At 56.9% G+C, this 24,889-nt stretch carries 21 protein-coding genes; 12 read left to right on the forward strand and 9 right to left on the reverse strand.

Annotation, left to right across the window (positions count from 1 at the left end; translation table 11 throughout):
* Positions 1 to 12: 12 nt before the first annotated feature.
* Both ACIQ20_RS06960 and ACIQ20_RS06965 read left to right on the forward strand, forming a co-directional pair.
* Positions 13 to 1,680, forward strand: a complete 1,668-nt coding sequence (locus ACIQ20_RS06960; RefSeq protein WP_395778747.1) for a sulfatase-like hydrolase/transferase — start codon at positions 13 to 15, stop codon at positions 1,678 to 1,680.
* A 2-nt stretch (positions 1,681 to 1,682) separates the two neighbouring features.
* Entirely contained in the window at positions 1,683 to 2,852 is a 1,170-nt protein-coding gene (locus tag ACIQ20_RS06965) for an epoxide hydrolase family protein (RefSeq protein WP_395778749.1), read from the forward strand.
* Here the strand turns inward: ACIQ20_RS06965 and ACIQ20_RS06970 are convergent.
* A complete protein-coding gene (locus ACIQ20_RS06970; protein WP_395778751.1) occupies positions 2,820 to 3,824 on the reverse strand; it encodes an acetyl-CoA carboxylase carboxyltransferase subunit alpha in 1,005 nt (334 codons plus the stop codon). The two genes, ACIQ20_RS06965 and ACIQ20_RS06970, sit on opposite strands and share 33 nt — an antisense overlap.
* Positions 3,825 to 3,984: 160 nt before the next feature.
* On the opposite strand from ACIQ20_RS06970, the gene ACIQ20_RS06975 reads away from it, so the two are divergent.
* A complete protein-coding gene (locus ACIQ20_RS06975; protein ID WP_395778753.1) occupies positions 3,985 to 5,826 on the forward strand; it encodes a von Willebrand factor type A domain-containing protein in 1,842 nt (613 codons plus the stop codon).
* Positions 5,827 to 5,874: 48 nt separating this feature from the next.
* Here ACIQ20_RS06975 and ACIQ20_RS06980 read toward each other — a convergent pair whose 3' ends face one another.
* The 3 genes from ACIQ20_RS06980 to ACIQ20_RS06990 are packed head-to-tail and all read right to left on the reverse strand — an operon-like array spanning position 5,875 to position 8,815.
* Positions 5,875 to 7,299 carry a dihydrolipoyl dehydrogenase family protein gene (locus tag ACIQ20_RS06980; protein WP_395778755.1) on the reverse strand — a complete coding sequence of 475 codons (1,425 nt, stop codon included), beginning with the start codon at positions 7,297 to 7,299 and terminating at the stop codon, positions 5,875 to 5,877.
* Positions 7,296 to 8,024 carry a VTT domain-containing protein gene (locus tag ACIQ20_RS06985; protein WP_346382801.1) on the reverse strand — a complete coding sequence of 243 codons (729 nt, stop codon included), beginning with the start codon at positions 8,022 to 8,024 and terminating at the stop codon, positions 7,296 to 7,298. Before ACIQ20_RS06985 ends, ACIQ20_RS06980 begins: the two co-directional genes overlap by 4 nt.
* Positions 8,025 to 8,026: 2 nt before the next feature.
* Positions 8,027 to 8,815 (reverse strand): DUF547 domain-containing protein, encoded by a 789-nt coding sequence (locus ACIQ20_RS06990; protein WP_395778758.1) that lies wholly within the window; start codon positions 8,813 to 8,815, stop codon positions 8,027 to 8,029.
* Positions 8,816 to 8,936: 121 nt separating this feature from the next.
* Between ACIQ20_RS06990 and purQ the strand changes: the two genes are divergently transcribed.
* The 4 genes from purQ (at position 8,937) to ACIQ20_RS07010 (ending at position 11,945) form a co-directional block, all read left to right on the forward strand.
* The gene (gene purQ / locus ACIQ20_RS06995; protein WP_395778760.1) at positions 8,937 to 9,599 is read left to right on the forward strand and encodes a phosphoribosylformylglycinamidine synthase subunit PurQ; all 663 of its coding nucleotides are present in this window, start codon (positions 8,937 to 8,939) and stop codon (positions 9,597 to 9,599) included.
* A gap of 70 nt (positions 9,600 to 9,669) precedes the next feature.
* Entirely contained in the window at positions 9,670 to 10,017 is a 348-nt protein-coding gene (locus tag ACIQ20_RS07000) for a DUF952 domain-containing protein (protein ID WP_395778762.1), read from the forward strand.
* 10 nt (positions 10,018 to 10,027) lie between these two features.
* Positions 10,028 to 11,032, forward strand: coding sequence for a quinone-dependent dihydroorotate dehydrogenase (locus tag ACIQ20_RS07005; protein WP_395778782.1), 1,005 nt, complete (start codon positions 10,028 to 10,030; stop codon positions 11,030 to 11,032).
* A gap of 4 nt (positions 11,033 to 11,036) precedes the next feature.
* Positions 11,037 to 11,945, forward strand: a complete 909-nt coding sequence (locus ACIQ20_RS07010; RefSeq protein WP_395778764.1) for a histone deacetylase — start codon at positions 11,037 to 11,039, stop codon at positions 11,943 to 11,945.
* 59 nt (positions 11,946 to 12,004) lie between these two features.
* Here the strand turns inward: ACIQ20_RS07010 and ACIQ20_RS07015 are convergent, their stop codons facing one another.
* The 3 genes from ACIQ20_RS07015 to ACIQ20_RS07025 form a co-directional block, all read right to left on the reverse strand.
* On the reverse strand, positions 12,005 to 13,444 hold the full coding sequence (locus ACIQ20_RS07015; RefSeq protein ID WP_346382795.1) for an aldehyde dehydrogenase family protein: 1,440 nt from the start codon (positions 13,442 to 13,444) through the stop codon (positions 12,005 to 12,007).
* Between the two features lie 145 nt (positions 13,445 to 13,589).
* Positions 13,590 to 15,122, reverse strand: coding sequence for a helicase HerA-like domain-containing protein (locus tag ACIQ20_RS07020; RefSeq protein ID WP_395778766.1), 1,533 nt, complete (start codon positions 15,120 to 15,122; stop codon positions 13,590 to 13,592).
* Between the two features lie 91 nt (positions 15,123 to 15,213).
* Positions 15,214 to 16,695, reverse strand: coding sequence for an SLC13 family permease (locus ACIQ20_RS07025; RefSeq protein ID WP_395778768.1), 1,482 nt, complete (start codon positions 16,693 to 16,695; stop codon positions 15,214 to 15,216).
* Positions 16,696 to 16,784: 89 nt separating this feature from the next.
* Here ACIQ20_RS07025 and pgi point away from each other — a divergent pair, with 89 nt between their 5' ends.
* On the forward strand, positions 16,785 to 18,389 hold the full coding sequence (gene pgi, locus ACIQ20_RS07030; protein WP_395778770.1) for a glucose-6-phosphate isomerase: 1,605 nt from the start codon (positions 16,785 to 16,787) through the stop codon (positions 18,387 to 18,389).
* Here the strand turns inward: pgi and ACIQ20_RS07035 are convergent.
* Positions 18,386 to 19,132, reverse strand: a complete 747-nt coding sequence (locus ACIQ20_RS07035) for a polysaccharide deacetylase family protein (RefSeq protein ID WP_395778772.1) — start codon at positions 19,130 to 19,132, stop codon at positions 18,386 to 18,388. The genes pgi and ACIQ20_RS07035 overlap by 4 nt on opposite strands.
* Before the next feature lie 2 nt (positions 19,133 to 19,134).
* Positions 19,135 to 20,955 carry an HAD-IIIC family phosphatase gene (locus ACIQ20_RS07040; RefSeq protein WP_395778774.1) on the reverse strand — a complete coding sequence of 607 codons (1,821 nt, stop codon included), beginning with the start codon at positions 20,953 to 20,955 and terminating at the stop codon, positions 19,135 to 19,137.
* A gap of 190 nt (positions 20,956 to 21,145) precedes the next feature.
* Between ACIQ20_RS07040 and rsfS the strand changes: the two genes are divergently transcribed.
* From rsfS to ACIQ20_RS07060, 4 genes are all read left to right on the forward strand, one after another.
* Positions 21,146 to 21,466, forward strand: a complete 321-nt coding sequence (rsfS, locus tag ACIQ20_RS07045) for a ribosome silencing factor (protein ID WP_367117183.1) — start codon at positions 21,146 to 21,148, stop codon at positions 21,464 to 21,466.
* A complete protein-coding gene (locus ACIQ20_RS07050) occupies positions 21,463 to 21,939 on the forward strand; it encodes a 23S rRNA (pseudouridine(1915)-N(3))-methyltransferase RlmH (protein WP_395778776.1) in 477 nt (158 codons plus the stop codon). The genes rsfS and ACIQ20_RS07050 overlap by 4 nt, the downstream gene beginning before the upstream one ends.
* A gap of 28 nt (positions 21,940 to 21,967) precedes the next feature.
* Positions 21,968 to 23,164 (forward strand): murein hydrolase activator EnvC family protein, encoded by a 1,197-nt coding sequence (locus ACIQ20_RS07055; RefSeq protein WP_395778778.1) that lies wholly within the window; start codon positions 21,968 to 21,970, stop codon positions 23,162 to 23,164.
* Between the two features lie 145 nt (positions 23,165 to 23,309).
* Positions 23,310 to 24,749, forward strand: a complete 1,440-nt coding sequence (locus ACIQ20_RS07060) for a S41 family peptidase (RefSeq protein WP_395778780.1) — start codon at positions 23,310 to 23,312, stop codon at positions 24,747 to 24,749.
* Positions 24,750 to 24,889 lie beyond the last annotated feature (140 nt).

Raw genomic sequence — 24,889 nt, forward strand, 5'->3', positions numbered from 1 at the left:
GAGACTGAATTTATGCTGAAGAAAATCCTGTTAGGTGGCTTGATTGCCGTCGTGGGTTTAGGCGCGCTGGCCTATGTGAAGCGGGTAGACATTGTTCTGGCTTTAGCAGCTTCCCAAAAGCGCACCGATATTCCAGATAATAAGCCCATCGCGTGGATGCAGGGCCCTGCAGCAGCCCAAGCCAGTGCTGACGACCGCCCGCCCAATATCATTTTTATTCTGGCCGACGACTTGGGCTACAATGATATCTCAACCTTTGGCGGTGGCCTCGGCAATGGCAAAATCAAAACCCCAAACATCGATGCTTTAGCCGGCTCGGGCGTGGCATTCCGTCAGGCCTATTCAGGCACGGCCAGCTGCGCGCCCTCGCGCGCGATGATTATGACGGGCCGCTATCCCACGCGCACGGGATTTGAGTTCACCCCAACACCTGACGGTATGGGCCGGATCGTGAAAATGGTGGCGGACTCCATGCGTGGAAAAAGTGGCATGCCGCCTGCCATCTACCATGCCGACCGCGTGGCTGAGATGCCAAAGTACGACAAGCAAGGGCTGCCGGGCTCCGAGGTCACCATCGCCGAAGTCTTGAAGACGCGCGGCTATCATACCGTTCATATTGGCAAATGGCACACGGGCCTTGGTCCTGAATTTGGAGCCAATGCCCAAGGATTTGACGAAAGCCTGTTGATGGCTAGCGGCCTTCACTTGCCCGAAGATGACCCAAATGCCGTCAATGCCAAGCTTGATTTTGACCCGATCGACAAATTCTTGTGGGCACGTATGGAATATGCGGCCTCCTACAATGACGGGGAATGGTTCAAGCCACGCGGCTATCTCGCCGATTACTGGACCGATGAAGCGATTGAAGTCATCAAGGCCAATAAGAACCGGCCCTTCTTCATCAATCTCTCGCATTGGACTGTCCACACGCCGCTGCAAGCCACGAAGTCTGATTATGATGCGGTGGGCCCGATGGGTTCCGAGCGCGAGCGGGTCTATGCGGCGATGATCGTATCGCTTGACCGCAGCGTAGGAAGGATTGTCGCGACCTTGAAGGAACAAGGCATGGCCGACAACACCTTAATCGTGTTTTCCAGCGACAATGGCGGCCCGGGCTATATCGGCCTGCCTGAGATCAACAAGCCTTTCCGGGGCTGGAAGCTTTCCTTGTTTGAAGGGGGCATTCGCGTGCCCATGTTCATGTCTTGGCCCGGGAAAATTCCTGCAGGTACACAAGTACAAGCGCCCGTCGCCCACATTGACCTTATGCCAACTTTGGCCGCAGCAGCTGGTGCGGCACTTCCTAAGGGCGTGGCGATTGATGGCGTCAACATTCTACCCCACGCCGAAGGTAAGGCCGGGAATGCGCGTCCGCATGACACCATCTTCTGGCAGAGTGATGGCTACCGGGTTGTGCGCCATCTGGACTGGAAACTGCAAGTGATCGAAAAGCCAGGCGCTGTTTACCTCTATGATCTCGCCACCGACCCAACCGAGAAAACCAATCTAGCAGCGGCCCGACCTGACATGGTGGCCAAACTTCGCAAGTTGTTGGATGACCATAAGGCCGGCGGTCGTAAGCCGCTTTACCCAGCCACGCTGGAAGGCCCCATTGCCATCGACCGTGCCTTAGGGACCAAGGCGACTAAGGATGACGTCATCGCATATTGGCCGAATTAATCATGAGCAACAACCTAAAGCCCTTCTCCATCCAGATCCCGCAAGCCAAGCTTGATGCAGTTCAGCGGCGCGTCGAGGCTTTCCAATGGCCGGAGGTGCCAGCCGATGAAGGGGCTGACGATTGGTCTCGCGGTGCCTCCACAACCTGGTTGAAAGGGCTTCAGGACTTTTGGCTCAACACTTATGACTGGCGCGCGGTCGAGGCCGATCTCAATCGCCTGCCACAGTTTCAAGTCACAATTGACGGCCAAGATCTCCACTTCCTGCATATTGTGGGCGAGGCAGGGGGCAAACGGCCGCTCTTAGTCAGCCACGGTTGGCCGGGTTCGGTGTTTGAGTTTCACAAAGTCATTGGTCCGCTTGCCTTCCCAACCCAGCACGGTGGCAAGGCCGAGGATGCGTTTGATCTGATCATTCCCAGCCTGCCCGGCTATGGCTTTTCGGGACGGCCCGCCCGCCCAATAGGTCCCCGCACGACAGCCGGCCTGTTTCGTAAATTGATGGTCGATATCTTGGGCTATAAGTCCTTCATCGCCCAAGGCGGGGACTGGGGCTCGGTCGTCACCTCCTGGTTAGGCTTTGACCACGCCGATGTGGTTTCGGGTATTCACCTCAACATGCTGGGGCTGCGCCCGGACCTGTCGACGCTAACCACGCCAGAGCGTGGCGCTTGGGCGCAAAAGTCGCAAGCGATGATGCAAATGGGCGGTGCCTATTTCCAACTTCAGACCACGCGTCCGCAATTACTGGCCATGGCTGTGACCGATTCCCCGTTCGGACAAGCCGCTTGGATTGTCGAGAAGTTTCAGAATTGGAGCGATGCCTCTCGCGGCTCCCTCGATAGCATTTTTGGCAAGCAGGACCTTCTGACCAATGTCATGCATTATGTACTGACGGACCGCTTTGCCACGTCAGTCTGGTTCTATCGCGGGGTCTTGGAGGAAGGCAGTGGCTATTTCCTTCCACCGGGTCAAAAGATTGAGGTACCCACCGGCTTTGCCAATTTCCCGGGGGATAATATCTTCCCCAATCCACCCCGTGATTGGGTTGAGTTAGGCTATACTCTCCAACATTGGACAGACATGCCCTATGGCGGGCATTTCGCCGCTTGGGAGGTGCCAGACCTATTCGTGCAGGATTTAGTTAGCTTTGGTCGGCGCATCGCTCGGTGAGGGCAGGTCCGCTAAGGAGCGCCCGATCCGATAGAAGCGGTCTGCCCGGTGAGCCCTTAAGCCCTCTGCGTCGAGGGATTCAAGCTGGTAAAGTGCCTTCTCCATAGCGTCGCCCACAGACTTCATCGCATTGGCGCGTGCACGATGCGCGCCGCCTAAGGGCTCAGGGATGATGCCGTCAATCACGCCAAAGCCCAATAGGTCCTCAGCGGTAATCTTCATCGCAGTGGCTGCATCCTTGGCACGGTCAGCAGAACGATACAGGATGGAGGCCGCCCCTTCAGGTGAAATCACTGAATAGACGGAATTTTCGAGCATCAGCACACTATTAGCCGCCGCAATGGCAACCGCCCCGCCAGAACCACCTTCACCAGTGATGACGGACACCATCGGCACACCCAAAGTCAAACAGCGTTCCGTCGCCCGTGCAATCGCTTCGGCTTGCCCGCGTGCTTCAGCATCAAGACCGGGATAGGCACCGGCGGTATCGACAAAGGTGAGGACGCTTAAGCCAAACTTCTCCGCCATATCCATCAGACGTGCGGCTTTCCGATAGCCTTCAGGTCGGGCCATGCCGAAATTATGCTTGAGACGTTGCGGCGTCGTCCGGCCCTTCTCATGGCCCAGCACGACAACACGACGGCCACGGAAACGGCCCATGCCACCCAGGATCGCCGCATCTTCACCAAACTTACGGTCCCCCGCCAGCTCAACATAGTCAGTGATCAGCTCTTCGACATAATCTTTAAAGTGCGGTCGATCTGGATGGCGCGCAACTTGGGTGCGACGCCAAGGGTCCAAATTTTGATACAGGTCGGCTAAGGCGCGATTGGCCTTTTGGCGGAGCTTTGAGACCTCGGTGCGCACGCTTTTTGCGCCGCTCTTTTCCGCAGTCGCGTTCAGCTCTTCGATCTTTTTTTCAAGATCGGCAATGGGCTTCTCGAAGTCGAGAAATGCAGGACGTTCAACCATGCAAATCGATTAAGCCTGTGCGCGCGCTTCGGCAAGCCTGCGCGCCAGTAGGTTCTTGGTTAAAATTGCCCCAATTTAGCCCTGAAGCCTCCCAAACATGGCCTTGTTGCACCCTCCCTATCGTGTGAAACGTTCACAGAAGCGTTTGGAGGCAAGCCACATGATCCAACTTTACCCGCACCCATCCACACCAACAGCCCGAATGAAGTCCGCTGCCAAGCAAGTCATTTCAGTCATTTCTCTCGCGGCTTTGGCGGCAAGTTGCGGGACCAATCCCGCTGCCTATAACCAATATGCAGGCCCGGTCAGCCAGTCTGTCTCCACAGATGCGGTTGATTATAATTGTCCGGTTCCGCCCGAACGGGCAGAGCGTGGCTATCCAAGTCGCACCCGGATGGCCGTGGGAATGCCGGCTCAAGCTATAATGTCGCCGCCCCCACCGGCACCTGCCTTAGCCGATGCTACGGCTCAATCCTATGCTGCGCAAAGCAAAGTAGCTGCTGCCCCGATGCAGAATGTTGTCGTCACGGGGACGCGTATCGCCCCGATGCCACAGCAGCAATCAACGGAGAAATATCCCCTCGCGGCGATTAACAGCGTCAAGCAAACGGCAGAGAACCCAGTCTCAACCTTCGCCATGGAAGTCGATACCGCCTCCTACGCCAATGCGCGTCGGTTCGTGAGTGAAGGCAGTCTGCCACCCGCGGACGCCGTACGCGTCGAAGAGTTTCTGAACTATTTTGATTATGGCTATGCCAAGTCACGAGATCGCAAGTTGCCCTTCTCTACCACGGTCGCGGTAGTGCCTTCGCCCTGGGCCGAAGAAAAGCAGATCGTGCATGTCGGGCTTTCCGGTTACGACATCGCCCGTAGCGAGCGCCCACCTTTAAATCTCACGATGCTGATGGATGTTTCGGGGTCCATGTATGCAGAAGACCGTTTGCCTTTGGCCAAGCGGGCCTTGGCCCTTTTAGCCCCAAACCTCAATGGTCGAGACCGTGTATCCATCGTGGTCTATGCAGGCGCAGCAGGGGTGGTTCTAAAGCCAACGCCTGGGAACCAAACCCGTGACATCGTTTGTGCGCTTGAAATCCTGCAAGCTGGTGGCTCAACCGCCGGCGGGGAAGGCATTCGCCTTGCCTATGAAACAGCTGCCAAGAATTACAATAAAGATGGGGTCAATCGGGTCATCCTGATGACGGATGGCGATTTCAATGTCGGCATTTCTGATCCGCGCGCCTTGCAAAGCTATGTGACCGACCAACGCAAGAAGGGCATCTATCTCTCTGTGTTTGGCTTTGGTCGCGGCAATTACAATGACACGATGATGCAAGCCTTGGCCCAGAACGGCAATGGTGTCGCCACCTATATCGACACTATCCAAGAGGCCCGCAAAGTGTTTGATACCCAGATTGGTGGCACGCTCTTCCCCATCGCCGACGATGTGAAAGCGCAAGTCGAGTTCAATCCAGCCCGTGTAAAAGAATGGCGCTTGATTGGTTATGAGACGCGCGCCCTCAACCGCGAGGACTTTAACAATGACGCCGTCGATGCGGGTGAGATCGGCGCGGGTCACCAAGTTACAGCGCTTTATGAAATCACGCCCGTTGGTGCCCAAGGCAGTGTTGATCCCCTTCGATATGGGGCCGTCACTCAAACCCCTGCAACAGGTAAGGCCAAGGAGCTGGGGCTATTGCGCTTGCGCTACAAAGTACCCGGTGAGGCCAATTCCCGCTTGATTGAGCGGCCAATTACCGACGCAGACCGCAGCGCCAGCTTTGACCGCGCGCCAGAGGCAACCCGCTTTGCCATCGCGGTGGCCGGCTATGCCCAACTCCTCCGCCAAGACCCTTGGATTGGCAAAGGCTTTGGTTTTGCTGATGTCACCCGCATCGCCAAGGGTGCCAAGGGCGAGGATCGATTTGGGTTCCGAGATGAGTTTATCGATCTTGTCTCGCGCGCCGAAGGTTTGGAGCGTTTGCCAATTCAAAGCCAAGACTAAGTTAAAGTTGGGCGTGGTGGTTTCTGCGACCGCCACGCCTATCGGCCTTTACCCTAACAGCTTCAGAAAATTCACTAATTTTCGGGTGCGGTCTGAGAATAGGGTGGGGGTGAAATACGCCCCTGCCGCGCGTTTGACGATTTCGCTGCGCGTTGGATAGGGCGAGATTAGGCTGGTGATCGCACTTACGCCTTTCTTGTTCGCCATGGCCAGACCAACCAGCTGGATGGCTTCGCCTGCCCCTTCCCCGACGATGGTGGCACCCAAGATTTTGCCACCCTTGCCAATGATGAGCTTACAGAAGCCCTCGGTAGACCGCTCTGTCTGGGCGCGGTCATTATCCTCAAACTCGGCCTTGGTGACGGTGACGTCGCTGCCAAACTGATCGCGAGCTTGTGCTTCGGTCAGGCCGATTTTGGCGACTTTCGGGTCGCAATAGGCCACCGCAGGCATATAGGGGACAGCGGCTGTCGCCGGGGCCTTGAACACGGCATTGCGGATAAAGACGCTGGCGTGGAAGCCCGCTGCATGGGTCAATTGTTCTTTCCCCGCCACATCGCCTATCGCCCAGACGCGAGGATTAGACACACTGCGCAAGCGATCATTTGTCGCAACGCCCTTGCGGCTATAGGTGACATTAGCTTTATCCAGCCCAATGTTCTCAACCCGTGCTGCTCGGCCGACCGCAACCAACAAGCGCTCCGCTTTGAGCACTCGGCCATCTTCTAAGGTGACGGCTATCTCGGTGTGGTCACCCGATACACCGACAGCTTTGGCCCCTTCATACACGGTCACGCCATCGGCGGTCAGGCTAGCGCGCACAATCTCCACCGCCTCAGGCTCTTGCGGGCCCATGATGGTCATGGCCTCAACCACGGTTACTTGTGTGCCCAATCGGGCAAAGGCTTGGCCGAGTTCAACCCCGATCACGCCACCACCCAATACGATCAGGCTTTTGGGTTGAGTTTCTTGGGCAAAGACGGTCTCATTGGTAAGGAAGGGTGTCTCGCTAAGGCCCGGGATAGGCGGCACAAAGGCGCTGGCCCCTGTGGCAATCACGAATTTCTGCGCTGTGACTTTGGCGGAGGCGCTCTCAACCGTACGCGGGTCGATAAAAAAGGCATGTTCGCGAAAGACAGTGCAGCCTAAGCCTTCAAAGCGCTCTTGGCTGTCAATCGGTGCGATGGTCTCGATCACGCCGTCGATATGGCCGCGCAGTTTGTTCCAGTCGACCACCGCCTTGGTGTTTTCAATGCCAAAGCGGCTGGCATGTTGCATCGCATGGGCGGTCTTGGCCGCAGCAATCAGCGCCTTGGATGGAACGCAGCCGGTGTTGAGGCAATCGCCGCCCATCTCACCTTCTTCATAAAGGACCACCGACAAGCCAAGCTGTGCCGCGCCTGCTGCAACCGACAAGCCTGCGGCACCTGCCCCGATGACGCAAATATCGACGTTGAGTTGCTGCTGGCTCATGCTTGTTTCCGTTTCGATTGAACAAATTTCCACGCGCTGGGCAGCAGCGCTAGGACTGCCAATCCCACCAGAGGTCCCATCACTTCGGGGTTATAAATAATCTTCAAATCCGGCGTTTGGCCTTGGGAGATCAAATGCTCAATCCCATTGCCCAGCGAGGCATAAACATAGCAACCGGGCAGAATGCCAATCGCGGTTGCGAGAACAAAGGTGCGAAGCGGCACGCCCAAGAAGCCGGCTGCCAGATTAATGCCAAAGAAGGGGGCTATGGGCAAAAGTCGCAAGGTTAGAAGATAGCCAAAGGCATTCTTCTGAAAGCCCTTCTCCAACCGGTCAATAATGCCACCAGCCCGAGCGCGTAAGCCGCCGCCCAAGGCAGATTGGGTTGCCATAAACAAAAAGGTGGCCCCGATGGTTGCTGAGGTGGAAGCAATTGCCGTAGCGACAATTGGTCCGAAGATGGGTCCAAACATCGGACCAAACAAAAAGCCGCCGGCAATCGTGACCCAAATCGCGCCAGGCAAGGCAATCGTGGTGGCGAAGATATAAATGCCCATATAGCAAGCGATCACTAGAAGCGGCTTGGTCGTCACCAAATCACGCAAGACTTCGCTCTGCTTGGCCAAAACGTCAAACGATAGATATTTGTGCCAGCCCATCGAAATGGCGAGGATTAGGCCCAAGGCGATGCCCACCAATGGGCCGAAACGTTTGAGGGCTTGCATGTTTAAGAACCTGTCGTCGCATTGATGGACCAATCATAATCATCGCCCACAATCCGGGCATTGGTCATTTGGGTCACAAGGGTGGGTGCCGCATAGCGGCGGAGATGGGTGAGAATGCCTGCCTCATTATTCCCAAAATCAACTTTGAACCATTGATAAATCGACGAAACACGAAGTTTTTGAGGGCCAACAACGCGAACTCCGCGCGGGGAATTGATGAAGGCGCGCGCCGCTGCATCGAGATCAGCTTCGAGCGTCTCCGTCCGCCAGCCGCGTCGACCCAAGTTTGGGCAGCCGATTGAGGCACAATTGACTGCATAATGCACACGTGGGTCGCTCCATTGCTTGCGCAGAATATTGTGTTCGATGTCGTCGAGCGAGAGTTGCTTGCCCTCAACCCGGACACGTGGCTCTTTCCAAGGCCCCATGGCCAAAAGACTTGGCTTGATGTCGCGGATGGATTTTACCGGATAGCGCGCCAGCACGACTTGAATGGTGATGGCGTTATAAAGATTGGACCATGTGGCAAATTGAGTGGCCTTGGGTAGACTTGAGATCTTCAATCCCGCCAGCCCAGCCACGACAGCATCAAGCGCGCGCATATCCGCTGCGCTGGCCTTCCAAGCCGCATAATCAACTCGGTTTAGGCCGGTAGAATCAGCGCGGACATAGCGGCCTAGAAGCTCATCCCACAAAGCTTGCGGTGTCTTGCCGGGGGCTGCATCTAGGGCAGGCGGGGTCAGGGTCATCAGGGCCGCACTTCCAATTACCAAGCTTCTGCGCGAAATCATGGCCACTCCTATCCTATTCTTGCCTCTCAATACGCTCTTTTCTGCAGGGCGGTTGCACAATGGCTGCAGGAGGTGGCCCAGTGGACTTCACCTCTGCGCCAAAACCGCGTAGGTCAGACCTATGAAAGCTGCCGTCATCATCTACCCCGGATCGAATTGTGACCGCGATTGCAAAGTCGCTTTGGAGCGCTCAGTCGATGCGCAAGTCTCCATGGTTTGGCATAAAGAGACGAGCCTGCCAGATGGCTTAGACTTGATCGTTTTGCCCGGCGGCTTTTCCTATGGCGATTACCTGCGCTGTGGTGCGATGGCGGCCCTGTCGCCTGTCACCCGCGCGGTGGTAGACGCGGCTAAAGCTGGTGTGCCTGTCTTGGGCATTTGCAACGGCTTCCAAGTCTTGTGCGAAACAGGCCTTCTACCCGGCGCTTTGTTGCGCAATGCCAGCCTGAAATATGTCTGCAAGCCTGTGGCGCTGGAAGTCACCAATGTCGCCACCCCCTTCACCCGCGCCTTTGGCAATCGCACCGAAGCGGTCATGACCGTTGGCAATGGGGAAGGCAATTACTTTGCCGAAGAAGCGGTGCTCGATGAGCTTGAGCAAGAAAACCGCGTCGCCTTCCGCTATCAGGAAGAGGTCAATGGATCGCTTCGCCGTATTGCGGGCATCGTCGACCCAACCGGGCGCATCCTTGGCATGATGCCTCACCCAGACCGCGCGTTTGAAGCTGAACTGGGTAGTGCTGATGGGGCTTTGGTGTTCCAAAGCCTGCTGGAAGCAGCCTAGCCTGCCATTGTTAGCCGCAAAAATGACGGGCAGGGGTCGACACCAGCTGTTTTGCCATTAAGTCACGGCCATGGATTCACTTGCTTATAAGATTGAAACGCGCAGTGCTTGGGCAAAGGCCCAGAGCGCTGGCGTCTATTCCGGCTCTGCCCTCGATGTGACCGATGGCTTCATCCATCTCTCCGCGCATGACCAAGTGCGTGCGACGTTGACAATGTGGTTCAAGGATCAGCCTGATTTGATCTTGGCTAAGATTGATCTAGCACCTTTGGGCGAAAATGTGGTGTGGGAGGCCTCGCGCGGCGGGGCTTTGTTCCCCCACATCTATGGCCCCATTCCGATGTCTGCAGTGCAAGAAGCGATCGACTTGCCCCTGTTGGCCGACGGTAGCCACGATCTGCCCCAGATTTTCCCATGAGCTTCCCATGATCGACCTTTATGCCAAGGCCACTGAGGCGTTACGCGCCCTACCGGCTGAGACCGCCCATCAAGTCACCATTGCTGGCCTGAAGACAGGCTTTGGCCCAAAGGCCAAGCCAGACCGTCCTGAAGACGCCGTGCAACTGGCAGGCCTGACCTTGCCCAATCGGATCGGGCTTGCCGCAGGCTTTGATAAGAATGCCGAAGTGCCCGACGCGATGCTGGCGGCAGGCTTTGGCTTTGTCGAATGCGGCACCGTCACGCCACGCCCGCAGGCAGGCAACCCTAAGCCGCGCTTGTTCCGCTTGGTCGAGGATCAAGCCGTCATCAATCGGATGGGGTTCAATAATGACGGCCTGATGCACTTTGTGAACCGCTTGCGCGCCCGCGCGCATCGGCCGGGTATTGTTGGCGCGAACATCGGGGCCAATAAGGACAGCGAAGACCGTATCGCGGATTATTGCGAAGGCTTGCGGCGCGTTTGGCTCCATGCTTCCTACATCACCATCAATATCTCCTCGCCCAACACACCAGGCCTGCGCGCGCTGCAAACCCGCGCCGCACTGGAAGATTTGTTGGGTCAAGTCATGGTGCTGGCAGAGGCGCAAACCCGTACCCATGGCCGCAGACCCGTCTTCCTGAAAGTCGCACCCGATTTGGATGAGGACGAAGTACGCGCCATTGCTGAAACGGTGGTGGCGCAAAAGATTGACGCGCTGATTGTCTCCAACACTACGGTCGACCGCCCGGACTATCTTCAAGGCAAAGAAAAGGGCGAACAAGGCGGCCTGTCAGGCAGACCCGTATTTGAGAAATCGACCCGCTTGCTCAAAGAGTTCAAGGGTGCACTTGGCAATGCCATGCCCTTGATCGGCGTAGGCGGGGTAGCATCTGCCGAAGATGCGCAAGCCAAGTTCGAAGCAGGCGCTGATGCGATCCAGCTTTACACAGCGCTGGTCTTCGAAGGGCCCGGCCTCGTCCAGAAGATCAAGGACGGGTTGAGGGCAGGCTGAGCCCATGCGCCTCCTGCCGATCGTCCACCATCCTGATTACACAGCCGATACGCCTGATGGTCATCGCTTCCCAATGCAGAAGTTTGCGCGTCTGGCAGAGATATTACGCGATGATGGTTTGGTGCCACACGGCTTTGTGACGCCAGAGCCTATCGCGCGGGAGGACCTGATCGGCACCCATACGCCTGCCTATGTCGATGCCGTGCTGGGTCGAACCTTGGACCCAGCGGCCGTTCGGCGAATTGGCTTTAGCTTGACAGAGCGTGTCGTCTTGCGTGCGCAGCTGGCTACTGCGGGCACACTTTTGGCTGCCCGTCTCGCGCTGCAAGAAGGCCTCGCCTGCAACAGTGCTGGCGGCAGTCACCATGCCCGGGCCGATCAGGGGGCTGGCTTTTGCGTCTTCAATGATGTGGCGGTTGCCGCCTCGGTTTTGCTGGCAGAAGGCTTAGTGCAACAGATTTTGGTGGTGGATTTAGATGTCCATCATGGCGATGGCACAGCCCTGATCTTTCACGATGAACCACGCGTCTTTGCGCTTTCCATGCATTGCGACGACAATTGGCCACTTGAAAAGCCGCCCTCAGATTTGGATGTCGCCATTCCAAAGGGGACGGGGGATGCTGGCTATCTGGCGGCATTAGATGATTGTTTGCCTGCCTTATTGGATCAGGTTCGCCCGGATTTGGTCTTCTATATTGCAGGTGTTGACCCACATCAGGATGACCGTTTAGGCAAGCTCGCCTTGACCGATCAAGGCCTCATGACGCGCGAACGACGCGTGATCGAAGCGGTGCGCAGGCGGGGGATTCCTTTGGTGACGGTTCTAGGCGGCGGCTATGGCCATGATGTCAGCGCCGTCGCCCGCCGCCACAGTTTTGTGTTTCATGCGGCAGCGGATTTTTTGGCGGGGTGAGTCAGCGCGCTCCCCTCGCCCCCTTTTAGGGGGAGAGGGGCTGTTCGGTGGCCTAAACCCTACTCAGCCGCGACTGCGCCATAGCCCATGACAGCTTTGACTTCGAGGAACTCTTCAAGACCGAAGTCGCCCCATTCGCGGCCATTGCCGGACTGCTTGTAACCACCAAATGGTGCGACCGTGTCGGTGCTGGCGCCATTGATGTGGATCATGCCAGCGCGGATTTGCTTGGCGACCGAGCGGGCATGGTCGAGGTTTTCGGACTGGACATAGCCCGACAGGCCATAAACCGTGTCATTTGCCATCGCCACGGCGTCTGCCTCGGAGTCGTAAGGGATCATGGTCAGAACGGGGCCAAAGATTTCTTCGCGCGCGATTGTTGTGTCATTTGTGTCGCTGACAAACACGGTTGGGCGCACGAAATAGCCCTTGTTGAAGCCCTCAGGACGACCCATGCCGCCAGCCACCAGAGTGGCTTCTTTCATGCCGATTTCGATCAAGGACTGAACTTTCTCGAACTGGCGACCATTGGCCAATGGGCCCATGGCAAAGCGCTTGTCGCCGGCAGGATCCGCAACCACAACCGATTCTGCCGTGGCTTTGGCAACAGCGGTTGCTTCGCCGAGCTTTGCGCGGGGCACAAACATGCGGGTTGGCGCGTTGCAGGACTGGCCTGAATTGGTCATGACTTGCATCACGCCTGAGGAAACTGCCTTTTGAATGTCGGCATCTTCTAGAACGATATTGGGAGACTTGCCGCCCAGTTCTTGTGCAATGCGCTTTACAGTTGGCGCAGCACTCTTGGCGATTTCGATGCCTGCGCGGGTCGAACCGGTGAAGGACACGAAGTCGACTTCTTCATGGGTCGACAACACGCTGCCAACACCTGGACCATCGCCATTGACGAGGTTGAACACGCCCTTAGGCACGCCGGCTTCATGAATGATGTCGGCCAAGATCATGGCGTCGAGTGGGGCGAGTTCGGATGGCTTCAACACCATGGTGCAACCAGCAGCCAAAGCAGGGCCAACCTTGCAGCCGATTTGGTTCATGGGCCAGTTCCAAGGCGTGATCAGGCTGCACACACCAATTGCTTCATAGCGAATGCGGGTGTTGCCGCGCGAATGCTCCCAGGTGAATTCTTTCAGCGCATTCAAAGCACCCATCAATTGGCCGAGGCCAGCTGGGGCTTGGGCGGCTGTTGCCAGCCACATGGGCGCGCCCATTTCTTGGCTGATGGCATGGGCGATTTCAGGCAGCTTGGCCGAATAAAGCGCGATGATCTTTTCCAAGAGCGCAATGCGCTCATCATGGCTGGTTTCGGAGAAAGCGGGGAAGGCGGCGCGTGCGGCGAGGATGGCCTTTACCGCGTCTGCTTCACCACCCAAAGAGATGACGGCAATCGCTTCTTCCGTTGCCGGATTGATGACATGGTGATCGCGCGGTGTAACCGGATCAACCCAAGCGCCGTCGATGTAGAATTGTTTGCGTTCAATCATGGCAGACTCCCTTTTGCGTCTCTCAACCCCGTTGATCGGAGCTTGTGCGTAGCGGCCCCTTCATACCAAGGTCCACGCGACATGGCGAGGGACCTACACATGAAATTTATAGCCTCGAACGCAAAAGGGGTGTCGACCAGAGGGTCTAGCGGCGGCGTAACGATCCCATGAGCCCGCGCATCAATTCCCGCCCAATGGTGGAACTCGCTTGACGCACCATGGTTTTCATTGCCGTCTCTGCCAAGCTTTGGCGCGAGCGGCCAGAGCGACCACGTTGGGTGCCGAAAATCATCCCCATGATCCCGCCATCGTCTTGGGCTTCTTCCACTTGACGGGTGGGCTTGGAGCGTGTCGGCTCAGGCTGTTCGAGTTCGGCTTGCTGGGCTTCAAGTTCTGCAGCTTTGCGCTCTAAGATTTCAAACGCGCTGTCCCGGTCAATTACCGCATCATAGCGCGGGCCAATCGGGCTTGCCGAAATTACGCGGGTGCGCGCCTCAGGCGAGCACGGGCCAACTTGGCTCAGCGGTGGCCGGATGTAGGTACGCTCCACCATGGTGGGGATACCTTTCGCGTCGAGCGTTGAGACTAAGGCTTCTCCCACGCCCAACGCCGTGATCATATCTTCGGTCTTAAACCCTGGATTGGGCCGGAAGCTCTCGGCAGCAATGCGGACCGCCTTTGTCTCGCTCGGCGTATAGGCGCGTAGTGCGTGCTGAACCCGATTACCCAATTGCGCGAGGACGGTTTCTGGAATGTCTTGCGGGTTCTGGGTAACGAAATAGATACCCACCCCTTTAGAGCGGATTAGGCGCACCACTTGCTCGATGGTATTGAGCAGCGCCTTTGGTGCGTCTCGGAACAATAAGTGGGCTTCATCAAAGAAGAACACCATTTTTGGGCGATCCATATCGCCGACTTCAGGCAATTGCTCGAACAATTCCGATAGCATCCATAAAAGGAAGGTCGAGTACAGCGTTGGGCTCTGGACCAGACGGTCTGCCGCCAGAATATTGACGATGCCCTTGCCAGATAAGTCCGTCCGCATGAAGTCGCGGAGATCGAGCGCAGGCTCACCAAAGAAGCCATCGGCTCCCGCTTGATCCAATTGCATGATCTTGCGCTGAAGTGCGGCAATCGATTGAGGGGTGACAAGGCCATATTTTTTGGAGACCACGCCATCATTTTCGGCCATGAAATCGAGGATGGCCTTGAGGTCCTTCATATCGAGGAGGAATAGGCCCTCTTCATCGGCCATCTTGAAGGCGACCGCTAAAGCACCTTCTTGTGCGTCGCTGACTTCCATCAAGCGGGCGAGCAGGGTCGGGCCCATTTCTGAGATCGTAGTGCGAATGGGGTGACCTTTTTGGCCATAGAGGTCCCAATACACGACCGGGGTCGATTCGCTTTTATAGTCGGTCAGGCCGATTTGCTCCGCGCGCGCTTTGAACGGGGGCGAGGGCTCCCATGATTGACTCATACCCGACAGATCGCCTTTGATATCGGCGGCAAACACCGGCACGCCTGCGCGCGAAAACCCTTCAGCGAGCACTTGTAGCGTCACCGTCTTACCCGTCCCTGTTGCCCCGGCCACTAGGCCATGGCGGTTGGCGCGCTTCAGCAAAAGCTCAATGGTGGCAAGCGGCTCGCCACCGGCGCCGATCAGAATGGACTCACTCATGGGTTACACCAAATCCTTATAAATGCTCGAGAAAAGGCCTGACATCACCTTATTGCGGTCCGATTGGCTTGTTAAGGGCAAGGGCAGGAATTTAACCGGTAACCAAAGGTCCAATTAGGCCAATTGCTGCGGCAATGGTCAGAACGCCAAACAGATTCAAAGCAAAACCAATGCGCAGCATCTCAGACTGCTTGGGGGCACCGGTTGCGAAAGCTATGGCATTGGCTGCCGTCGCAATCGGTAACATGAAGCCAAAGCTAGCGGCAAAGGTCGCCGACGCCCCAATCAAGAAGGGATCCCCACCCGAACCTGCAACCATGGCGGTCAGAACTGGCAGCATGGCGGTAAGCGTGGCGACGTTTGACGCAAGTTCTGAGAGGAAGACCGTCGCTGCCACAAGGATCAAGACCACTAACAAGATCGGCAAAGCGCCAATGCCTGCCATGTGGCCGCCGATAAAGGTCGACAGGCCTGTAGCTTCCAAGGCCGCCGCCATTGACAGGCCACCGCCAAATAGGATGGCGATGCCCCAAGGAATACGTTCGGCAACGTCCCAGCCCAGCAAAGCCTTATTCGGGTCTGCCTTATCGCCTGCTGGTACGACAAACAAAGCAACCGCCCCCAAAATGGCGATCACCATATCGGTTAGGCCTTGCAGGCCCGGCAATTTGCTCAAGGGTTCGCGCAGGATCCAAGCCAATGCCACGCTGAGAAATATGACCATCACGCGCGCTTCTTTCTGGCTCATCGGGCCTAAAGCTCGCGCTTCGGCGGCGATGACTTCGCGGGCTGTGTCATCACCCAAATGGGCCGGAAGTCGATAGGCGATCTTGGTCAAGATCAGCCAAGCCAAGGGCACCATGATCAGAATGATTGCACCGCCAATTGCCATCCATTCCGGGAAGCTCAAGCCTACATTATTGGCCTCCAGCCATTTGGCCCCGATCAAATTTGTGGGCGATCCTATAGGGGTGCCAACCCCGCCAATCGACGCGCAATAAGCCACACCTAAAACACAAGCGGCCATGAGTTTCCGTCGATCCGGGCCTGCTGGTGCCGCTGCGGTGCAGACCGCCAAGGCAATCGGCGTCATCATTAAAGCGGTAGCAGTATTAGATATCCACATCGACAACAAAGTCGTCGCGATCATGAAGCCACCGACTATGGCTGCTGGGCTTGAACCGACAGCGGATAAGACATGGATGGCGATGCGGCGGTGCAGGCCTGATTGCTCAATAGCTGCGGCAATCATAAATCCGCCAATGAACAAAAAGATGATTGGGTCAGCATAGGGGGCCGCAGCATCAACCGGTTTTAAGACGCCAAGCAAAGGCAAGGCACCTAGCGGCAAAAGGGCGGTAGCCGCAACCGGGATTGCCTCGCTCACCCACCACACAATCATCAAAGCCAACAGGCTAAGGGCTTTCCAAGCCTTGGGGTCGAGGCCCTCTGGGGCACCCATCCACAACATGACGCTGGCAACCACCAAGCCCAAGGCAAAGCCGATCTTCTGACCAAGGACCGACGTCCCATGCCCTTCTTCGAAATCTGTCTCATGGACTGGCTGTGGCATTGGATTTCCTCAAAATGGTCACGCGTGATGACTGATAGTCAGGGTCTTAAGGCCTCGACAAGTGCGGGCGGTCTTGGCAGAGGTGAGCCATGACACACAATGATTTGATCGCCCGTGGCCAGTTGGCAGCCTCCGCCTCCTTATCAACCCTTTTGCTCGATCTGGCGCGTCACAAACGCTTGAACTTTCAGGCTGACGGATTGCATTTCGATTTTTCCCGCGCCCTTCTCAGCCAAGCTGATTTAGACGCCCTTTTGCTCCATGCCCAAGAAATTGGACTAGAACAAGCACGATCCGATCTTTTCGCCGGCAAAGCAATCAATGTGACCGAGGGTCGCGCTGTCATGCATATGGCGCTTCGTCAGCCTGACCGAGACTTTATGGCTAAGGGTGAAGCGATCAGCGAGGCCGTGCGTGCAGGCCGGGCTGCGGCAACGGCCTTTGCCAACGGCGTTCGCGATGGGTCGATTGCGGCCTCTGATGGTCGCCCGTTTAAGTCGATTGTCCATATCGGGATTGGTGGATCAGACCTCGGGCCGCGCCTCGTTTATGAAGCTTTGGCCCCAACAGCTGGCAGTGACATCATTTTGCGCTTTGCCGCCAATATTGAGCCCGGAGAATTAGCCGCAGCGCTCGTTGGCCTCGATCCGCGTGAGACTTTGATCCTGTGCGTGTCAAAGACCTTCACGACGTTAGAAACATTGGAAAATCTCAAAGCTGCTCGCACTTGGTTGCAAGCCGCCATCGGTCCAGATGATAGTGCCCATCTGGTTGCGATCAGTGCTGCACCGGAAAAGACCAAGGCAGCGGGCTTTCGACCTGACCGTGTGTTTGATTTCAAAGAATGGGTCGGCGGACGATTCTCTCTGTGGTCGGCAGTCGGCCTATCGTGTGAAATCGCCTTGGGCCCAGAAGTCGTGGCAGAGATGCATGCGGGTGCCGCCGCGATGGACAATTTGTTTGAGGCCCTACCGCTAGCAGAAAACCCCGTTGTTGTCGCCAGTCTGATCGGTTGGTGGAACCGCACCTGCCTGCAGTTCAAAAGCCGCGCCGTCATTCCCTATGCCAAGCGCTTGCGCCTGTTGCCGCAATTCCTGCAGCAATTGGAGATGGAGTCAAATGGCAAGTCCGTCAATTTGGATGGAGAAGGCGTTGAAACCTCCGGTCCAGTTGTCTGGGGTGCAGAAGGTACAAACGCCCAGCATGCTTTCTTTCAGCATCTGCACCAGAGCCCGGATGTGACCCCGGTTGAGTTTATTGCAATCGCCAAAGACGATGAGGATGCCCCGGTTCGCACGCGCATGACTTTGGCCAATGTCTTAGCCCAAGCTGAGGCCCTCACCCATGGCAAGAGCTTGGCTTCGGTCATCAAAACGATGCAAGCCGTAGGCGCGAGCCCTGATCAGATTGATGCCATCGCGCCACACCGGGTTTTCAAAGGCAATCGCCCGTCCAGCTTTGTGCTGATGGACCGCTTAAGCCCGACCAATTTCGGGGCCTATCTGGCCTTCTGTGAGCACCGCACCTTTGTTGAAGGCAAGCTATGGGGCGTCAATTCCTTTGACCAATGGGGCGTGGAACTGGGCAAAGTGATTGCCAGCGAGATCGACCTTGATCTGCAAAATGGCCCAAGCGACCAGCGTGACCCATCCAGCGTGGCGATGATTGAGCGGATCCGTGCGTTGCGGGCCTAGCCGAACATGACTTTGGCGGCAGCCGCCTTCACGGGCAGGGTTTCAATGCCTGCGTCCTTGAGGGTCGTGATCACATCCTCAAGATTCTGAGGGGTGCAGCCATAGTCTGATGGGTCTGGCCCCACATCGTGGGTGAAGAAGATGATCCACGCATTGCGCTCTTTGGCCTCGGCCACGCGATCGCGGACTTGGCCAATATCGTGCTGACGGCGCTCTATCCCAATCGCGCGCAGCTCAGCGAAATCTATTCGGCCTGTGTTCAGCCCCCGATAAACACCCCGGCAGGTAAAGAATTGGCGCGCATAATAGGCTTTGGCCGCCAAACTCACCGCGCCATAAGGATAGGCAAAGCTGGTCATCATCACGTCACCCAGCGTGTCGCGGATAAAGTTCGCATTGGCTTGCCGATCTTGATCACGCGCGGTGTTCGATAGCTTGGTGACAAGCGGGTGGGCAAAGGTGTGGCAGGCGATCTCATGGCCGGCTTGGTGCAAGGCCAAAAGGTCATGGGCCTCATGCTGGGCGCGGTTTTCAAAGGTCTCACCGGTATGGCCACCACACACGTAAAAGGTGCCTTGGATTTCAGCGCGTTCTAGAATAGGCGCACCGACGCGGGCAGCCGAAAACGGAATATCGTCAAAGCTAATCGAGGCGACTGCTTGGGTCAGCCACGATTGGATTGGGTTTAAGGGAATGGCGCGGGTTAAGGCCCCTTCGAGGCGCGTCAGAAGTCTAGGTGCCATAGCTACACAGCCTCCGTGTTGAGCGCAGGAATGGGTTCATTAGCGGCGTGTACGACGCGCACAATGTCGCTCCCCTCAAAGCCGGCGGGCAGGGTGCACCGCAACTGGCCGTGGCTATTATCGGTCGAGTCTAGCGTGAACCCTAAGCCCAAAAACAAGTCTAATGCGGGGCCATTGCGGGCCGCCCTCTGATAAGAAATGGTGAGCTCAGGAGCCCCTGCCGTCTCATATTGCGCTGCCAGCCAAGCAAAGAAAGCGGCTTCCACGCGTTTGCGTTGCACGCGGCAGCTCATAAAGAAATCGCGGATGTGTCCGGTCTGCGGGGTGCCATAGGCAAATCCGATCAGGCCGTAATCGCCAAAGCGATCGGCGCAGCGCAGGGTCCAAGCCTCAGCCCCGGACGAGTCTGCTAGCATGGCGGCAACGTCGTCGCGGCTATAGCGGGTCGCGGCGATATTGAGTTGATTGGTCCGCTGCGACAATTCATAGATCCGCTCAGCATCCTCTGCCGACAAACGGGCGACGCTTAAAGCGAGATCACAACCGCGCAGGAATTGGTCCATATCGCCAGAAGCAGATTCGGCCGCAAGAGCGCGCGCAGCCTCCACCGCATAAAGCGCGCGCCGGCCTCGGCTTTCGGGCGTCACAGGCACGTCAAATTGTGGGCGCTCCAGCAAAGTAAGCGCCTCGGTATCCGCCAGCACAGTCACAGAAGGATGGGCTTCACCAACTTCCCCGCGTTCAAAAGGCTGGTCGTCGATGAAAGCAAAGGAGTCGAGCCCGAGATTGAGCGTCTCTGCAATACGAGACAAGGCCGCACTTTTCGGGCCCCAGCTGACTTGCGGGGCGAGCATGAAGTCGAGGAGCCCATGATGGGCGAGAGCCGTCACCGCCTCGTCATGATTATTCTTGCTGGCGACCGATTGCAGAATGCCACGGGCGTCGAGTGCTTCGATCATCTCCCGGATACCGGGCTTTACGGTCACGCCCTCTGGCCCGTCTTCGAGCAAGATACCGTCCCAGATCGTATGGTCGAGGTCCCAGACCACGACCTTGGCTTTGGCGGCTGGCATGTTTGGCGCTGATGGAGGCGTCACCGCCTTGGCCCAAGTGACAAAGTCGCACAGGCCCAAAAGGACCTCAAGACCCTCTGCCTCCCCAATCGGCTCAATCTGGACCAGAAAGCCTTGGGAGAGGTCGATGGTGCGCGCAATGTCTGCGACCGGGATTGAGATCCTTGTCCAGTCTGCGTTCAATGAGAACTGGCTTTGGAACAAGGTAGGATTGGTTTTGTCGGCGGGCACTAATGTAAGCGTGAAGGAGATCGACTTGGCAGAAAGCGCTGCCCCTTCGATCAGAAATGCATTGAACGAGCCATGCACGCCCCGACTCGTCTGGATATGGCCTGCAGTGCGTTGACGCGCTTCCCGACGCGCCAAAAAGGCCAGACCTAAACCCAGGGCGGGTTGTGCGTATTGTTCTTCGGCGGCGGCTTCTTGTTTACTCATCGGACGGACGGGTCCTCGCCCCTCCAACTTACCCCAGCGGCGAAAGGCGATCCGGGTCAATAGGATCTTATCAGAAGTCCCGCTGTCGATGGTTTCGATGCCCCTTGTAAAGCGGCGGCAATGGCCATCCGAGCGTGGGGTGAAGAAGCTACAGGCGGTATAACAGGAGGGGGCGGCGCATTCAGAACAATGTTCGCCCCAAACGATCATGCTGCGGTTTTGAATCAAATCGTAGGTGGCGACGCGTGCATCGGCCATGGCTGCAGGCAGCACCATCTGGGCCTGCGCATGATCCAACGCCACCGTCTCTTTCATCACCAAACCCCTTTAGTGGCTGTCTAGCATCTTGGCCTTAAAAAACCATTTTTCGCGTCGGTTCTGGACTGTCTGCAACAGGGCATGCATTTCGACTTCACTTGTGCTAGGGAAGTCTTCAAATTTCTGAAAGGCCAACACCCTGTCGTCCGAACTAAGTGATACTCAAAACCCTGATCTGAAAGACATCATCCTCGCATCTTTGGATGACGACCAAGCAGAAGATGTGCTGTGCATTGATTTAACAGGTAAAAGCTCCATCGCAGATGCGATTATCGTCGCCTCCGGCCGCTCGCAGCGCCATGTCGCCGCGATTGCAGACCATATTGTTCGCAAGTTAAAAGACGCTGGCGTTGGTAAGGCGCGGGTTGAGGGTTTGCCTAATGCTGACTGGGTCTTGATTGATGCTGGCGATATTGTCGCCCATATCTTCCGGCCAGAAGTGCGCGCCTTTTATGCGATTGAACGCATCTGGACCGGGGAAACCCGCCACGCGGCAGGTGCTGCTTGAATCTGACTTTGGCTGCCATTGGGCGGCTTAAGGCGCAAGAACCTGAACAAGCTATGACCCTCGACTGGCTCGGCCGTGCCGACGCCATGGGAAAGCCGTTGGGTATCAAGTCGGTCCGTTTAGCTGAAATTGACCCGCGCCTGCGGGAGCCCGACCGCGACAAAGAGGCCGCTGCCCTGTTGGCCGCGATTGAGACGGGTAGCTTCATCATCGCACTTGATGAGCGCGGCGAAGCGCCTGGTTCGGTTGGTTTTGCCAACCGATTGGCAAGCCTACGCGATCAAGGCCAAAGGCACATTGTGCTGGCCATTGGCGGACCGGATGGACACGGCCAAGCCTTGACCCAAGCTGCCTCCATGAAGCTCGCATTTGGCTCCTGGACCTGGCCGCACAAGCTGGTGCGCGCCATGGCGGCAGAGCAGATTTATCGCGCTGTCTCCATCCTTGCGGGTACGCCCTATCACCGGGTCTAGAGCGGCGAGGCCCGCCTGTAACAGCGAGATGACCGCAGCGCCAAATCTGGTTATCTCTGCGACCATGCGCAGATTTCGAGCGATCCTTCTGTTGTGTGTGACGCTGGGCGCAGCCATGCCGGTCTACGGCCAAAGCTCTGCGGAACAGGAACTCAAGCGCCTCGAAGCCGAACGCCAGCGACGCGAAGAACGGGTTGGCACGCTCGTCGATGATGCCAATCGTGTCGCAGGCGATGCAGAAGCTCTTCGAAAAAAGCTCGTTGACGCCGCCGAAGATCGGGATCGTCTCGAGCGCGAAGTGGAACGTTCAGAAGTCCGCTTGATTCAGATGCGCGCTCAGGAAAAGCAATTGAATACAAAGCTCGCTAGCAATCGCGAAGCCTTGGAAGATGTCGTCATTGCCTTGATTGCCATGGAACGGGACCGCCCGCCTGCCCTGGCGGTCCGACCTAAAAATGCGGCTGAGGCAGCTCGTGTTGCCATTTTGATGGGAGAAGTTGCGCCCTTGCTCGACAATCGCGCAAAGCAAGCGGCCGCCGATATTGCCAAGCTGCAGAGCCTGCGCGAGTCGATTCTGATGCAAAATACCAGCTATCGGGACAGCAACACCCGCCTGATGATTGCGCGGCAAACGATTGGCTCTTTGATCCAAGAACGGCGCATGGTCCAGGCCCGTATCATGCGTGACGCAGAGACAGAGAGGACGCGGATTTCTGAGATTGTTCGGCGTGCCAATGACTTGCGCGACTTGGTCGTCCGGTTAGGTGGCTCTGTACCGGGCCTTGACCCACAGCAACAACAAGACGGATCTGACTTTGCGCGCGGCTTTGACCGTGCCATGGGCACAGTGCCTTATCCGGCCTATGGCCAAGTCGTAACAGGGTTTGGGGCAGCATTGGACAGTGGGGGGCGATCTGAAGGGGTCACCATTCGAACCCGCCGTTCAGCACAAGTTGTTTCGCCCTATGATGGCGAGGTCGAATTTGCGGGTCCTTTCCGCTCCTATGGTCGGGTGATGATTTTAAATGTCGGCAATGGCTACCACATTGTTTTAGCAGGCATGGCGACGATTTATGTGGAGGCCGGTCAGGAAGTTTTGGCAGGGGAGCCGATTGGCGAAATGGCGACAGACAGTCGCATTATGCCCGATCTTTATATGGAAGTACGCAAGCAAAGCACGCCGCAAAACCCCAATTTGTGGCTAAAGCGGCCTAACGGCACCTAAGCCTGCCCCATCATCCCCGTCCGACTGTAGATTAAATCACCGCAATCAACTGTGGTAGGTGGTGCTTAACCACTTTGGTTGGATTATATAGAGTGTACAAGTTTCCTGATATACCTATGGCCTTAGCCACTTGGAGTAGCCGCTTATGACAGATTCCCAAAAGACGCAGCGCTGGTGGATTGCGCCAGTCTTGGCCGGGACATTGGGACTGGGTGCTGCTTTGGGCGCAACGGCAGTGGCGTGGTCTGCTGGTGGCCGCCCAGACACGGCAGCACCAGCGGCGAAGGGTGAAGATACGCTGCGCCAATTAGAGATTTTTGCCGATGTGATGGCGCGCGTCCGTACTGATTATGTTGTGCCAACCAAGGACGACAAATTGGTGGCAGCAGCCATTGATGGCATGCTGCAATCGCTAGACCCACACTCCAGCTTCTTGGATGCCGAAGCCTTCAACAATATGCAGGTATCGACCAAGGGCGAATATGGCGGGATTGGTATTGAAGTGACCAGTGAAGACGGCGCGGTCAAAGTAATTTCGCCCATGGACGATAGCCCGGCAGTGCGGGCTGGCATTAAGGCTGGCGACAAACTGATTGCTGTCGATGGCGTTTCTATCCTGGGCCTGCCCTTGGATGAAGCCGTCAAGAAGATGCGCGGCCCGGTTGGAACGTCAATCGACATCACGGTCGCACGCGAGAGCCAAGAACCTTTTGTCGCCAAAGTCATGCGCGAGACCATTGTGCTGAAGCCGGTGACCAGCAAGATTGAAGGCGATTACGCCTATATCCGCATTTCAACCTTTGTGAATGAACGCACCTCTGAAGGGCTTAACAAAGCGATTGATGATGTTCAGCGTCAATTGGGTGGCCGCCTGAAGGGCGTTGTGCTTGATTTGCGGAACAATGGCGGTGGCTTGTTGGATCAAGCTATTGAGGTGACCGATATCTTTATGGATCGTGGCGAAGTGGTCTCTACCCGTGGTCGCCGCGCAGATGATATCCAACGCTATTATGGCACGCCGGGTGAGCGTTTGGCCGGGGTGCCGATGGTGGTCTTAATCAATGAAGGCTCAGCCTCGGCGTCGGAGATTGTGGCTGGCGCGCTGCAAGATCGTGGCCGCGCCACGATTGTCGGCATGGCTTCGTTCGGCAAGGGCTCTGTCCAGACAGTCATCCCTCTGCGCAATGGTCGTGATGGCGCGCTGCGCCTGACGACGTCGAAATATTACACACCAGCCGGCCGCTCGATCCAAGGTGCAGGGATTGAGCCTGATATTGAGATCGGTGCCGTGCGCATCACGGAAGAGCAATTAAAAGAACGCAAAGCGCTCTTCCAAGGTGAGGAAGATTTGCCCCACGCGCTCGACAATGAAAGCGGCGTGAAGCGCAAGCCTCCGCACATGCCTGCGGAAATGCCACCGGTCGGCTGGAAGGAGACCGAAGATTACCAGCTGAAGCGTGCTTATGAATTGTTGGCCGCGGGTCTTCCAAAGCGCGCGCCTACTGTCACCACACGTCGGGCTGAGAACAAGCCAGCCGAGGGTATAAGGTCGCCTGTATCTGGGGCCCCTGTTACGCCAAACTAAGGGCTGGTGGTCACATGGTGGCACGGGTCGCCCAATTAAGCCTGCCATCTGGTCGCAGTGTTGAAGCCTGCTTTACCGGCCGTCTTGGGTCCAAGCGCTTGACCATGCGCGTCGACCCAATCAAACGGCGTGTGGTGGTC

Origin of the sequence: Aquidulcibacter sp. (genome assembly GCF_044346625.1) — a bacterium.
GTDB lineage: Bacteria > Pseudomonadota > Alphaproteobacteria > Caulobacterales > Aquidulcibacteraceae > Aquidulcibacter.

Coding starts and splice junctions, on each gene's coding strand:
- ACIQ20_RS06960 (WP_395778747.1), top strand. CDS start 13: ATGCTGAAGAAAATCCTGTTAGGTGGCTTGATTGCCGTCGTGGGTTTA.
- ACIQ20_RS06965 (WP_395778749.1), top strand. CDS start 1,683: ATGAGCAACAACCTAAAGCCCTTCTCCATCCAGATCCCGCAAGCCAAG.
- ACIQ20_RS06970 (WP_395778751.1), bottom strand. CDS start 3,824: ATGGTTGAACGTCCTGCATTTCTCGACTTCGAGAAGCCCATTGCCGAT.
- ACIQ20_RS06975 (WP_395778753.1), top strand. CDS start 3,985: ATGATCCAACTTTACCCGCACCCATCCACACCAACAGCCCGAATGAAG.
- ACIQ20_RS06980 (WP_395778755.1), bottom strand. CDS start 7,299: ATGAGCCAGCAGCAACTCAACGTCGATATTTGCGTCATCGGGGCAGGT.
- ACIQ20_RS06985 (WP_346382801.1), bottom strand. CDS start 8,024: ATGCAAGCCCTCAAACGTTTCGGCCCATTGGTGGGCATCGCCTTGGGC.
- ACIQ20_RS06990 (WP_395778758.1), bottom strand. CDS start 8,815: ATGATTTCGCGCAGAAGCTTGGTAATTGGAAGTGCGGCCCTGATGACC.
- purQ (WP_395778760.1), top strand. CDS start 8,937: ATGAAAGCTGCCGTCATCATCTACCCCGGATCGAATTGTGACCGCGAT.
- ACIQ20_RS07000 (WP_395778762.1), top strand. CDS start 9,670: ATGGATTCACTTGCTTATAAGATTGAAACGCGCAGTGCTTGGGCAAAG.
- ACIQ20_RS07010 (WP_395778764.1), top strand. CDS start 11,037: ATGCGCCTCCTGCCGATCGTCCACCATCCTGATTACACAGCCGATACG.
- ACIQ20_RS07015 (WP_346382795.1), bottom strand. CDS start 13,444: ATGATTGAACGCAAACAATTCTACATCGACGGCGCTTGGGTTGATCCG.
- ACIQ20_RS07020 (WP_395778766.1), bottom strand. CDS start 15,122: ATGAGTGAGTCCATTCTGATCGGCGCCGGTGGCGAGCCGCTTGCCACC.
- ACIQ20_RS07025 (WP_395778768.1), bottom strand. CDS start 16,695: ATGCCACAGCCAGTCCATGAGACAGATTTCGAAGAAGGGCATGGGACG.
- pgi (WP_395778770.1), top strand. CDS start 16,785: ATGACACACAATGATTTGATCGCCCGTGGCCAGTTGGCAGCCTCCGCC.
- ACIQ20_RS07035 (WP_395778772.1), bottom strand. CDS start 19,132: ATGGCACCTAGACTTCTGACGCGCCTCGAAGGGGCCTTAACCCGCGCC.
- ACIQ20_RS07040 (WP_395778774.1), bottom strand. CDS start 20,955: ATGAAAGAGACGGTGGCGTTGGATCATGCGCAGGCCCAGATGGTGCTG.
- ACIQ20_RS07055 (WP_395778778.1), top strand. CDS start 21,968: ATGACCGCAGCGCCAAATCTGGTTATCTCTGCGACCATGCGCAGATTT.
- ACIQ20_RS07060 (WP_395778780.1), top strand. CDS start 23,310: ATGACAGATTCCCAAAAGACGCAGCGCTGGTGGATTGCGCCAGTCTTG.